Genomic DNA, 12294 nt, shown 5'->3' on the forward strand with positions numbered 1-12294 from the left:
AAAAATTCTCCACCGGTATGACTAACTTCAATTCGCCGAGGATACTACCGGGGCCGGAGCAAATTCATTGGTATAGATATCCTCCGGTTTAATATCCCCATGCTTCCAATATTCAAGGGACTCGGCAATTTCAAACCACTTGTCGATATATTCAGGCCGGATAATATTACTATCCTCAAACCAAAAGGCGTCCCATTCGATGTCCACATTGTCCGGGTCAAGCCCAACATGGGCGGAAACCAGGGGAACCGCCTCTTCCATGTTTGCATTGATCCAAAGCCGCGCCCGGTACATGGCCCTTGAGAAACCCCGGACAACCTCCGGATACTTTGTGACAAAATCCTCGGTAAAGGCTCTGATTGAAAGCCCTGCGCCGGGGCTATGCAGAATATCCCAGGATGATGCGATCTGTACGTTGCCTCCCGCTTTTTTGGCTATGCTGCCGAAGGGCGGATGGGAGTTGGTCATGTCTATTAAGCCCTGGGTTAAGGCCTGTTCCGGCTGTCCACCCGTGGGAAGTACCACAAACTCTACATCCCCTTTTATCCCGCGTTCATTCAGATAGTATCGTAAGTAACCGTCCGAGCAGGCGGAGAAACTACCTATTGCAGCCTTTTTACCAACTATATCATCCAAAGATTTAATAGGACCGTTCTCCCGGACAAAATAGCGGACATGGGGGTATTGGGGATGATCGACCATACCGGGAATTACGGCGACGATCTTCATTCCCGCCAGCCGTGCCTGGGCAACCTGGGGCGGATGTCCGGTGGCCACGTCCAGAGCATCCTGCTCCAGCAACTGGTAGTTGGAAACCCCCTGAACCGTCCCCACGTATTCGACCTTAATACCCTCTTCCTTAAAGTACCCGAGCAGATCCGCCGCTGAAAATTCGTTAAATACGGTTGGTTCAATAATCCGAACCGCAAATAACCCGTCAGAATCCGCGGTCCTGAGCGCTCCCGCCGCTTTCTTGTCCTTACCGCAGGCGGTAAAAACACTTAATACCGCTACAGCCGCCAGGATTGGTACAAAAAATCTTTTTGTCCTTTTCATAACATTTTCTCCTTTTAATCTTTCAACTCGCTAAATAAAAAAGCCCTAAAAACCTTACAAGGGTTTTTAGGGCCTCCGAATCACCGGTCAACCACACTATCCTACTATTTATATATGATTTATATACTATACCAATTTTTTTGTCAATACTGAAACTACCGTATCGGGCTGTATCCTTTCAAAGACATTGATCTGAACGATTACGCTGTCCTGCTTAATGATGGAAATAGATCCATTCCGCACATTTCTAAGCTTGTCAAACAAAACCGGTTGGTAATTCGGCTGCTTGCTCTTTTGATAATCCCTTTTTTCCATAAGAGTACCCTCCTTAAATCCTAAACCAGCCGTATCTTTTCATTTTTTTCAATTTGGACAACCTTACCGTTTTGGATAATCAAGGTTACCGATCCATGCTTGAGGGATGAAAGAACCAGGTTCAGCTCCTTTAAGCTCTTGTCATCAAGCCCTCCCGGGAATTCCCCGGTTTCTTTCTCTTCCGCCATAAACACCCCGCTTTTTATAGCAAACTCACTTCTATTTCCTATAAAATATATATGATTAATATGCAATATGATATAACGATTGTCAATAGTTTATATCCAATAAATTCCCCTAAAACCTGGTGATTTTGTTGTATTTATTGTGGTAGGTATTCAGCTTACCAATGGCCACTCCCAGATCCGTTGGAGATTCCAAGGCGGTGATCCCCGCCTGTTTAAGCACCGCCTGGGGCTTGGGGCCTATTTTGGCGGTTAGAATATAGTTACAGTCCGAAAGAACGGCGATAACCGCCTCTATCCGCTCATCCCGGTGCCCCTGTCCGGATCCGCAGCCGCCGCAAGAAGCAGCCTGCGAAGGAGCAGCGCAGCCCGGCGCACAGGATGCCTGCGAAGTATCCGGGCATTCGCCGGGCGCACAGGCCGGCCCGGTTGCCCGGTTCAGATTCCGCTGCTCAAGAAATTCCCAGGTCCCGGTATCTTCATGAACCTGAAAAACCTGAAACTCCGTTGATTGACCAAAATGCAGATCCACATCAGATCCGTTTGAAGTGGTCAGTGCAATTTTATAGGGCATAGGTACTCCTTATATGGAAAAGTTATTCAGCTTCCTGGGCAGTTGCCACGGCGACCGGAACTGCTTGGTCCGAGGAATTCCGAACCCCCGATGTAACCGCCCGGCCCTGGAACGCCTGACTGAATAGTTCTTCTATCAGACGCAGTCCGCCGTCATACCCGGCATAACCCCTGGTTATAATAACATCGGCGTTGATAGGAATACTGGTAAAAACGTAAATGTTACCCGTATCCTCCGCCAGAAACCGTTCCCAGGTTGAACCAAAGATCCACGAACGGCTTTTGTACACCAGCCGCCGCTGAATATCCTCCCCGATCAGGGCGCCGTTGGGCTCAAAAAAGATCCGTTTATCGAATTCCGGCAGTATTCCGTGAAAAGATGTACGGACCAGTTCCTGTTTGCTCTCGCTGGGATCATCAATAATATAAATCCCCTGGGGTTCATACCCCATTTCATGCACCAGAAAATTGCTGATCCCCAGGGCATAAACGCTGTCCGCCACCAGAAAAAAATCCGCCGGGAGGAAATCGATAAATTCCGTCAGGGGTTCCGCGGCGGCGCTGAAATAATCGTAGTATCGCTGTTCTTCTTCTGCAATAACCGCCTCAACCTTTTCCTGCGGGATATTGCCAAACTGACCGACCACCCGCAAAAAACGGCTTGTTTCCTCGGCGCCGACGGGTAAAACAGGATAGTGGACGAAGGGGGTACCGTACTTTTGCTCCAAAAGTTCTACCACCCCAAGGCCGACCCAAGGGGAAAGCAGCAGATTAAACTGGGCATGGGGAATATCCTTCCATTCACTGATACCCCGGGAACGGCTTCCGAAGAGGATATTCACCTCAAAGCCTAAAAGCTGCAGGAGTTCCTTAATGGTTTCCAGATCCGATCTCCAAAAAGGATCCTGAAAGGGTACCACGGAAAAAACATTCACCAGCCCCTGCCGTACTTGGGGAACCACATCTCCCACGAACTGTTCTATGATCGCGTTCAGCACAAACTCATGGCCCAGGTAGTTACTTCCCTTGAAACCCGCGGTTTCCACGGCCACCACCGGATGTCCCTCAAGGGCATAACCCTGGGCGACATTCAGGGTATCATCCCCAACAATATCCGAGGTACAACCGGTTAACACCACGTAGAGATCCCCGTCGATTACCCTGAGGGTCCCGTCGATCAGGCTGTCCAGCTTTTTTTCCCCGCCGAATACCACTTCTGCTTCACCGGCATTGGTGCAGGAAATCTCATGACCCCCGGCATAACCGCCGCCCTGCATTCCTGCACCGGCGGAGGCAAAACTAAACGCCTTGGTTGAGCACCCCGGTCCGGCGTGGATTATGGGAATACCCCGGGGTATGGCCAAAACCGTCTGCTGGGCCGCCAAGGCGCAGGTAAAACGCTGCTGTTCTATGATGCCGCTCATTTGGCGCTTCCTTCAAAATAATAGGGATTTTTCTCATTAAGCCACCATTCCGTATAGGGCAGCTTCAGGTGTCTCCCCATGTGTTCATAAAACCGCTTTTTCTTAAACACCGTCTGCAAACGCCGGCCCAGGTGGAGTATCCCCTCATAGCCGATTCCGTAGTTCACATCCCCCTCGGGCAGGTTGGGGATTCCGATTTTTGCGCAGATCGGGCCGCCCCCATGCCGCAGAATAATTACATCCGGATTAATCTCCTGCAGGAGTTTATGGACGATAAAGGGCTGCTTGTTACAAATACTAATGTTGGGTACATCCCCGTGGGTTTCGTTAAAATGATCCAACAACACCTCGTCACTGGTGGAATCCATTTGCACATCATGGTGGTTCAGGTTGAGCCCCACCAATTTCATACCAAAATCCCCGGCAATATTAGTGATATTCATCGCCCAGGCATCCCCGCCCCAGACATATACGGTTTTTCCCTGGAGCGTTTCCCTCAGTTCAGCAAGCTCCGGCGCTATACGGGCGTGTTCTGCGGCGATAAATTCCTCCGCCAGAGCTTCCCTGCCGGTTAACGCCGCCACCGTGCGGACCCATTGATCGGTCCATTCCAGGCCGAAAGGAGAGGGAACCTTAATCTCCGGAACCCCGTACTGTTCTTCAAGAATATGGGCAATATACATGGACAGGCTGGTACACATCTGTACCGACGCCACCGCCTCGGACATATAGGTAACCCCTTCGACGGTACTTAAATCCACCAGGTAGTTAGCCTTAAGCCCCAGGGGCCTGAGCAGGGGACCAAAACCATCGGACTGGGCAAAGCTGAACACGTTGACCAGATCCTCCTGCTTTTTCCGGGGAGGTTTTACCAGCTTCCAGAGTATGGCATGGTAGGAGAGATCGAACCCCGTGGCCCACACGGTCGATTTAAAGCCCTCGCAGGGTACCGGAATAACCGGGTATCCCAATTCTTCTTCCATTTCGTCGGAAATACTCTCCAGATCATCCCCGATAATACCGGCGGCGCAGGAACTGAGGATGAAAATTGCATTGGGATGGTAGCGCTTTTCCGCTTCCCGTACGGCGAAACGGAGTTTCTCCCCCCCGCCGTACACGGTTTCCTTCTCCAGCATATTGGTACTGATATGGCGAACATTCCGTACATCAAAGCCCCGGGCGCGGCAGACCGCCCGGAAACTTACGTTACGACCCGAGGACAGGGAGGCGCAGCCCAGAGGCGCATGACTGATTGCCACCGCATCCCGTATGTACACCGCCCGGGTTTCGGCGCAGCTTTCGGGGCAATTGCCGCACTGACCGTAATAACGGCCCGCACAGGCAAGGGAATTGGATTTCCCCTTTTCATTAAGGTCCTTCGATGTACCGTGGTAGGATAAAACAGTGTTTAATCTATGTTCCCGTACATCCAATCCGGTATATGTTAAGATGTCACCCATACATTTTTCTCCATTTATATTTGATACTGATCCTTAAGATCATCCAAAAGGCCGAATTCAGAAAGAATAGACTCAAGACGATCCTGGGTCATCGGTTTAGGAATAACAAAAAGTTGATTTTCTTCTATACTTTTGGCAAGGTTACGGTATTCCTGGGCCTGGGTGGAGTCATTTTTATATTGAATAACCGTTTTCTTATGGATCTCCGCATGTTGGACTATATTGTCCCTGGGAACAAAATAGATAAGATGGGTTCCCAGTTCTTCCGCAAAGGCCCGTAGAAGCTCCTCCTCCCGGTCCACCATGCGGCTGTTACAGATAATCCCCCCTAAACGGACTACCCCCTTAGTGGCGTAACGCTGAACACCCTTGGCGATATTATTCGCCGCATAAAGGGCCATCATTTCGCCGCTGGCTACTATATATATCTCCTTGGCCTTACCTTCCCGGATGGGCATGGCGAAGCCGCCGCATACCACATCCCCAAGTACGTCGTAGAACACATAGTCCAGATCGTCCGTATAGGCCCCAAGCCGCTCAAGAAGGCCGATGGAGGTGATAATACCCCGGCCTGCGCAGCCGACCCCCGGTTCCGGCCCCCCGGACTCAACGCAGCGGGTACCTCCGAAACCTGTTTTCATAATTTCTTCCAGGCCCACCTGTTCACTTACATTCCGAAGGGTGTCCAGTACCGTCTGTTGACTGAGCCCACCCAGGAGAAGCCGGGTCGAATCCGCCTTGGGGTCGCAGCCCACCACCATCACCTGTTTACCCAGCTCGGTCAGCCCTGCGGTGAGGTTTTGGGTGGTGGTAGACTTACCTATCCCCCCTTTCCCGTAAATTGCAATCTGCCGTAAAGTTGCCTTTGGCATTCTAGCCTCCTTTTTTCTTGTTTTTAAACTCTCGGTTCCGGTAAAAACAAAAACCCCCAGGGAACAAAGAAATATCTTCCTTGTTCTCTGGGGTTTCCAGTCAAACAATATAACTTACTAAATATATATGATTTATATACTATAAATTATTTTTTGTCAATAGCTACCTCAGATAAGTTTAATTTTTTCCCATTTGCTGCCACGCCAGCGGGTAACAAAAAAAATCATCCGTACTACCCAGTCAATAACCATGGCAACCCAGATCGACGCCACCCCCATACCGAATTTCAAGGCCAGGGTATAGGCGGCGCCTATGCGGAAGATCCACATAGAGGCCCCGGAAACCACCATGGTGAAGGTATTATCCCCAGCGGCCCGCAGGGCATAGGGGAGACAATAGGCGGGACCCCAGATGAGGATAGCGAAGGTGCAGAATATAGAACCACACTGGATGGCGATACGGGTCCCTTCCTCGGAAAGGCCGTAAAACCGGAGGGAAATGGGCATGAGGATCAGCATGAGACCATTGAGAACCCCCATGACAACATAATTGGCCCCCAGGAGTTTCCGGGTATACTTCCTGGCGTCCCTGGGATCCCCCGCGCCCATACACTGGCCTACCACAATGAGGATTGCCGAAGCCACCCCCATACCCGGGAGGCATCCGATACTCAGCATGATCCCCGCAATGGCGTTACCCGCAATACCCGCCGCGCCGAAGGTGGAGACCAGGCGGATACTGAAAAGTTTACCCATCTGGAACATGATCCCCTCCATACCGTTGGGCAGGGCGATCCGCATGATTTTTCCCATAATATCCGGCAAAATCTTTACCCGCAGTATGCCCCGAATCTGTATGGCCCCGCTCCGGAAACGGTATAAAAGCGCCATCACTACCACCGCAGCAACCATACGGCTTATCAGGGTGGAAAAGGCGGCGCCGCTTACCCCCCAATGGAGGCCGAACATGAACAGGGCGTTCCCCGCCACATTGAGGATATTCACCAGCAGGGATATCCACATACCGATCCGGCTGTTGCCCATGCTGCGGAACAGGGCGGCGCCGGCAGTAAACAGGGCTATGAAGGGATAACTCATGGAAGACCAAAAAAAGTACTGTTCCGCATTGACCAGTACCTCCGGTTCTATCTGACCATAAACAAGGAGAAGCAGGGGACGGGGGAAAAGCCTGGTGATGATCATAAAAAGGACGGATAAAATCATTATTCCATATATAAGCTGTTTCGCCGCCTTGGAAGCGCTATCCCCGTCCCGGCGGCCCAGGTACTGATTGCATATCACCACCCCGCCGGTGGTCACGGAAAAAATGATATTTATCAGCAACACATTGATAGTATCAACCAGGTACACCCCGCTTACCGCCGCCTCCCCCAGGACGACAACCATAAGGGTATCGATAACGCCCAGCATTACCGTGAGAAATTGGTCGATTATAAGGGGCCCGATGAGACGCAGCAGTTCCCGGTTGCTCCAGCGTTCCCCGATTTCAGCGGTTTTGCTCGGTGATAAAATATCCATATTTCCTATTAAATACCTATGTTTAATATATTTTATAATCAGTATTATCCCAATGAAAAAATATGTCAATATCAGATAGTAAGCGTTGTCCCTTCTTTCCTACCGGAAGTCCGCCGTATCATCCTTGGCGGCCTTCATTTTTTCCATGGTGAAAATATAGCTGTTCTTGAGGCGGATGTAGTCCTCCTCGTTAAAGAACCGTTCCCGCTGAACCCGGGTCATGTAGAGTACGTACAGGTCCCCTATCACCTTTTCCAGATGGTCCGTTTCAAGGTACTCGGTCCCGGTCTTTTTCAGATCAAAGTCCCTGTCGGCTCATAATTCAAAAAGTGGGCAGAGGGGTGTAATGTACAGAAGGACGCAAATCGGACAAAATTATGAGTGGAGAACTTAAACAGAAATTCATTGAAAATATATCAAAGATTGTAAAAGGCGGAAAACAGGCCGCTATCGGAATACAAAAGCGGTATGGGGATTTTATCAAAAAAAGAAAATAATTACAGTAATATTAAATATTATTTTAACGAATTTGATTATCTTTATTACGATCCCATAAGGGCTAAAATGGCGTTGGAAGATTTCTCAGAGGATGAATGATTTCTATAGCACTACCATCATTTTTATGGCCCCCTTGCCCGTCCTTTTACATCATGTTATTCTCACTTCATGGCCCATAATGACCTCTATATAGTCGATAATGACACCCCGGATCGCTCGGTTCAGAAATACCTCAACGAATGGTGCCCAATATCAAAGCAGATGGACATTGCCACCGGCTATTTTGAGATAGGCGGCCTTCTGGCAATTGACGGTGAATGGCAGAAACTTGAAAAAATCAGGATAATCCTGGGTTCCGAAGTAACTAAAAGAACAAAGGAAATTATTAACGAAACGGTAAAGTATTTTCTCAAAGGCCTTGATAAGAGCCTTGAAGACGAAAAGGACAAAAATGAATTTCTTCTGGGCGTTCCCGCTATCCTGGACGCCCTGAAGTCAAAAAAAATTGAATGCCGGGTATTTGATAAAAACAAATTCCATGCCAAAGCCTTTATCACCTATTTTACCGATACCTACCATAAGCAGTTTCCAAGTTCGGTGAATATCCCCGCCGGATATGCCTTGGTTGGTTCCAGCAATTTTACAAAAGCCGGGCTTACCCAGAACATTGAACTTGATGTCCAGCTATCCAATGATGTTGAAGTCCTGCAAGAATGGTTCGATAATCACTGGAATGGCGCCGCTGATATTACCGAAGCGATACTTACCACCATCGAAAATCATTGCCGGGAATATTCCCCCTACGATATATACCTCAAATCAATGTATGACTATTTCAAAAGCCATGAGCAAACCGTAAGCGGCTGGGAAAAAAACGAATCCCGGATATACCCCGCACTGTCCCAATACCAGAAAGATGGTTATAACAGCGTTCTTAAAATCGCCGAAAAATACCGGGGCGCCTTTCTCTGCGACGGCGTAGGACTCGGGAAAACCTATGTAGGAATGATGCTGATAGAACGGCTCCTTATTAAGGAACACCGGAATGTAGTATTGATAGTACCTGCGGCAACCCGCCTCCCGGTTTGGGAGGTAGCAATAGCACGGTATATGCCCGATATACTTGAAGGTTTTCTGCCCTTTAAAATCATCAATCATTCTGATATATTGCTAAAGAAAAATGAAAATCTGATGAAGCAGATTGCTTATCAGGCGGACTGCATTGTCATAGATGAGGCCCATCATTTCAGAAACCGGTGGTCAGGCAGGTATAGAAAGCTATTTGAAGTAATTGGGACAGGACGTCAGAAACAACTTTTTCTGCTTACCGCCACTCCGATAAACAACAGCTTCCTTGATTTACAGCATTTAATAGAACTCTTTACCCAGGAAGATGATCAGGCGTTTGCGGTTCCCCCGCTGGGCATTCACAGCCTGAAAGGCCGCATCAGGATCATGGAAAATCAACTTGGTAAACTTGGCAGTGCCATTGATGATCCGGTCGAGGCCGAATCAATACTAAAAAACGATGAATTAGTGAAGGAACTGGTGGTACAGCGAAGCCGCGCGTATGTCAAAAAAAGCCTTAATACTATGGAAGGCGCAGAAGTTCTGTTCCCCAACAGGGCGCCCCCAGTGGTTGCCGATTATTCCCTGCGAAAAAGCTACGGCAAATTAATCGATGATTTTATCCATTCCTTTGAGCGGAAAGATACAAAGAGCAACCGTAAAATCTGTATCCTTTCGCTGGCCATATACTCCCCCTATGAGGATGCCTATTTTAAGGGCGATAAATCTCAAATTGATGAATTCAAACAAGGCCGCCAGGCCCAGGTGGTAAACCTTATCAGGATACTGCTCCTTAAACGCTTTGAAAGTTCAGCGGCAGCCTTTGAAGAAACCTGTATCAGAATATTTGTCCGGCTGCATAAATTTTTAAAGGATTATAAAGACTACGGCAACCAGCGTGAAATAGACCGGTTTTACCAGCACCAGGATAGGGTCATTGCGTATATTTCCAAGTATATCCTTGAAAATGTTCCTTATACTGAAGAAGAGCTGGAAGATGATCTCCCTGACTATGTGTGGGATACAGAGGAAAATCTTAATATAAACGACTTTGATATTCCGGTAATAATTCAGGATACTCTTTGGGATTTAGAAGTCCTGGCGGATTTTCTTGAAGACCTTATGGGCATTGCTCCCGCCAATGATGATAAAATAAATACCTTAAAATCCATTCTTTCAAATGATGAAAAGCTAAAGGGAAAGAAATTAATCATCTTCACTGAATACCGGTCTACCGCACGATATATTGAGCGGGAACTGAAAAAGGCGGGATTTAGCAAACTTTTTGAACTTGACGGACAATCTCCGGTTGATCGTCGAGAGATAATTGAACGTTTTGCCCCGTACTATAATGGGAAATCATCTAAAGAAATAAAAAATGAAATAGACATCCTTGTTGCAACCGATGTGCTGGCCGAAGGCTTAAACCTCCAGGATGCTACCTGTTTAATCAACTATGAACTTCATTGGAATCCGGTACGTCTCATGCAGCGCATAGGCCGTGTTGACCGGAGGCGGAGCCGGGAAATAGAAGAAAAACTTTTGAAGGATCTGGGACAAAAACCGGAGAATCGGGACACTATCCATTTCTGGAATTTCCTGCCGCCTTCGGATCTGGAAGATTTACTTTCCCTGTATCAGAGGGTGTCCCAAAAGACCCTACGCATATCAAAAACTCTGGGCATAGAAGGGAAACAACTGTTGACCCCCGATGATGATTATAACAGCCTCCAGGACTTTAATGCTGCCTACGAAGGAACTGAAAGCCGGGAAGAAGAAATACGCCTGGAATATCAAAAATTGATGCTGGAAAATCCTGGTTATGAAAACAGCGCCCCTAAGCTCCCGGCAAAAATATACAGCGGAAAGGCTGGGGATTTACAGAAGGGCTTCTTTTTCTGTTATGAGCTTCCGGGTAAACATCCCGATGGCACTTGGACGAATACCGCCGGGACCGGCATTACCGGAGATGGCTTTTATCGCTGGTATTTTCTTGATCCCAAAACAGGTGATATCGGCGAGCAGACCTATGATATATGGAAACTGATTAAATCAGAAAAAGACACGTCCAGGGTATTGTCAATAAGTGAAGAAAATTTTATCCCGGTTCGCAAGGCCATAGAATCCCATATCAACAGGTCGTATATGAAAGCAATCCAGGCGCCGCTTGGGGTAAAGCCCCGGCTGGTTACGTGGATGGAGATTGACTAGATATTGTGATACTTATAAAAGGTATCTTTATCCATATAGTTTTTTATTTGACCTAAATCCCTTAGATATTTTATATTAATTGCAGTATCAAGCTTTTTAAATCCCTTGTTTATTTCTCTTAATTTTTTTTCTATTTTTTTAAAATATTTTTTGTTACGATCATTCAATATGACAATAGTATCCTCCAAATAAAAAGAAACCATTGTCATAATCTCAACAAATCTAAATATCTTTAGAATGACATCATACAACAAATCAAACAGTATTTGATCATTTAAAGGCTGCGTGTATATTAACTGGATATATTTCTTATAGTTTGTTAGTGATTCTTTCAAATTATATGCACATGTTTTATATAGTATACTATTACCAAAAATAGTGATATATAATGTAATAATGTTATTATCTCTTTTATTAAACGATAAGTAGTTTCTCGAATTAAATAAACAAATATTATCCGAACTATCTAATGCATCATATTCAAAAAAGACTATATCAATATTACTAATTAGAAATAATACGCTTATATATTCTTGCTTATTTTGATCTTCCTTATATTTGGATACAACATTAAAAATATTTTTCCGTATTAATTCTCTAAATTGAACGTTATTTGAAAAATCAACAATATGCTTAGTATTAATTTCCCATATATTTATAAATTCTTTAAATTCTATTATTTTTGATATCTCACCGATTAATATTGATGAAATATGATTTGCTTCCGTAAGTATTGTATTAAAGTTTCTAGCAAGTTTTTGCATGATCATGTTATAATTTTTTATTTGCAAATTAAAATTTTCTACAGCATCATTAAATATTTGTTTATTTTCTTTTTTAGAAGTTAGAAAATATTCAATTAACAATGTTGTTATACCAAATACCAATGGCAAAAAACCAATAATTATATTAACCACTAGGCCTTCGGTCATATTTAGTTTTATCATTATTTTATTACGAATAAATAATAACAAAATTGGTAAGACAGAAGGAACTAACACTATCGGTAATAAAATATATTTAGTTTTTTTTGATTGGTTTCTTAAGCCCTTTATTATACTGTTGCTATTTTGTTTTTCCGTCTTTTTCAATA

General features: G+C 46.0%; 11 protein-coding genes. 1 reads left to right on the plus strand and 10 read right to left on the minus strand.

Features of this window, described 5'->3' with window-relative positions; translation table 11 throughout:
* Positions 1-27: 27 nt before the first annotated feature.
* The 9 genes from TPRIMZ1_RS0105875 to TPRIMZ1_RS20245 form a co-directional block, all read right to left on the minus strand.
* Entirely contained in the window at positions 28-1056 is a 1029-nt protein-coding gene (locus tag TPRIMZ1_RS0105875; protein ID WP_010256274.1) for an ABC transporter substrate-binding protein, read from the minus strand.
* Between the two features lie 126 nt (positions 1057-1182).
* The gene (locus TPRIMZ1_RS0105880) at positions 1183-1371 is read right to left on the minus strand and encodes a DUF2292 domain-containing protein (protein WP_010256276.1); all 189 of its coding nucleotides are present in this window, start codon (positions 1369-1371) and stop codon (positions 1183-1185) included.
* A gap of 20 nt (positions 1372-1391) precedes the next feature.
* Positions 1392-1559, minus strand: a complete 168-nt coding sequence (locus TPRIMZ1_RS20005) for a YezD family protein (protein ID WP_010256277.1) — start codon at positions 1557-1559, stop codon at positions 1392-1394.
* 109 nt (positions 1560-1668) lie between these two features.
* Positions 1669-2130, minus strand: coding sequence for a NifB/NifX family molybdenum-iron cluster-binding protein (locus TPRIMZ1_RS0105890; protein ID WP_010256278.1), 462 nt, complete (start codon positions 2128-2130; stop codon positions 1669-1671).
* A 22-nt stretch (positions 2131-2152) separates the two neighbouring features.
* Complete coding sequence (locus TPRIMZ1_RS0105895) at positions 2153-3553, minus strand: nitrogenase component 1 (protein ID WP_010256279.1); 1401 nt, start codon at positions 3551-3553, stop codon at positions 2153-2155.
* A complete protein-coding gene (locus TPRIMZ1_RS0105900; protein ID WP_010256280.1) occupies positions 3550-5013 on the minus strand; it encodes a nitrogenase component 1 in 1464 nt (487 codons plus the stop codon). The genes TPRIMZ1_RS0105895 and TPRIMZ1_RS0105900 overlap by 4 nt, the downstream gene beginning before the upstream one ends.
* Before the next feature lie 14 nt (positions 5014-5027).
* Positions 5028-5885 (minus strand): nitrogenase iron protein, encoded by an 858-nt coding sequence (gene nifH, locus TPRIMZ1_RS0105905; protein ID WP_010256281.1) that lies wholly within the window; start codon positions 5883-5885, stop codon positions 5028-5030.
* A gap of 168 nt (positions 5886-6053) precedes the next feature.
* On the minus strand, positions 6054-7424 hold the full coding sequence (locus tag TPRIMZ1_RS0105910; RefSeq protein WP_051004288.1) for an MATE family efflux transporter: 1371 nt from the start codon (positions 7422-7424) through the stop codon (positions 6054-6056).
* A gap of 99 nt (positions 7425-7523) precedes the next feature.
* Positions 7524-7673 (minus strand): hypothetical protein, encoded by a 150-nt coding sequence (locus tag TPRIMZ1_RS20245; protein ID WP_332829110.1) that lies wholly within the window; start codon positions 7671-7673, stop codon positions 7524-7526.
* 417 nt (positions 7674-8090) lie between these two features.
* Here TPRIMZ1_RS20245 and TPRIMZ1_RS0105925 point away from each other — a divergent pair, with 417 nt between their 5' ends.
* A complete protein-coding gene (locus TPRIMZ1_RS0105925) occupies positions 8091-11201 on the plus strand; it encodes a helicase-related protein (protein WP_038077969.1) in 3111 nt (1036 codons plus the stop codon).
* Here TPRIMZ1_RS0105925 and TPRIMZ1_RS0105930 read toward each other — a convergent pair.
* A complete protein-coding gene (locus TPRIMZ1_RS0105930; protein WP_010256291.1) occupies positions 11198-12292 on the minus strand; it encodes a hypothetical protein in 1095 nt (364 codons plus the stop codon). The two genes, TPRIMZ1_RS0105925 and TPRIMZ1_RS0105930, sit on opposite strands and share 4 nt — an antisense overlap.
* Between the last annotated feature and the right edge of the window lie 2 nt (positions 12293-12294).

The sequence above is a fragment of the Treponema primitia ZAS-1 genome, assembly GCF_000297095.1.
Taxonomy (GTDB): Bacteria; Spirochaetota; Spirochaetia; order Treponematales; family Breznakiellaceae; genus Termitinema; species Termitinema primitia_A.

What these genes read in the sequence shown, in the direction of transcription:
- TPRIMZ1_RS0105875 (WP_010256274.1), bottom strand. Translation starts at nt 1,056, where the DNA reads ATGAAAAGGACAAAAAGATTTTTTGTACCAATCCTGGCGGCTGTAGCG.
- TPRIMZ1_RS0105880 (WP_010256276.1), bottom strand. Translation starts at nt 1,371, where the DNA reads ATGGAAAAAAGGGATTATCAAAAGAGCAAGCAGCCGAATTACCAACCG.
- TPRIMZ1_RS20005 (WP_010256277.1), bottom strand. Translation starts at nt 1,559, where the DNA reads ATGGCGGAAGAGAAAGAAACCGGGGAATTCCCGGGAGGGCTTGATGAC.
- TPRIMZ1_RS0105890 (WP_010256278.1), bottom strand. Translation starts at nt 2,130, where the DNA reads ATGCCCTATAAAATTGCACTGACCACTTCAAACGGATCTGATGTGGAT.
- TPRIMZ1_RS0105895 (WP_010256279.1), bottom strand. Translation starts at nt 3,553, where the DNA reads ATGAGCGGCATCATAGAACAGCAGCGTTTTACCTGCGCCTTGGCGGCC.
- TPRIMZ1_RS0105900 (WP_010256280.1), bottom strand. Translation starts at nt 5,013, where the DNA reads ATGGGTGACATCTTAACATATACCGGATTGGATGTACGGGAACATAGA.
- nifH (WP_010256281.1), bottom strand. Translation starts at nt 5,885, where the DNA reads ATGCCAAAGGCAACTTTACGGCAGATTGCAATTTACGGGAAAGGGGGG.
- TPRIMZ1_RS0105910 (WP_051004288.1), bottom strand. Translation starts at nt 7,424, where the DNA reads ATGGATATTTTATCACCGAGCAAAACCGCTGAAATCGGGGAACGCTGG.
- TPRIMZ1_RS0105925 (WP_038077969.1), top strand. Translation starts at nt 8,091, where the DNA reads ATGGCCCATAATGACCTCTATATAGTCGATAATGACACCCCGGATCGC.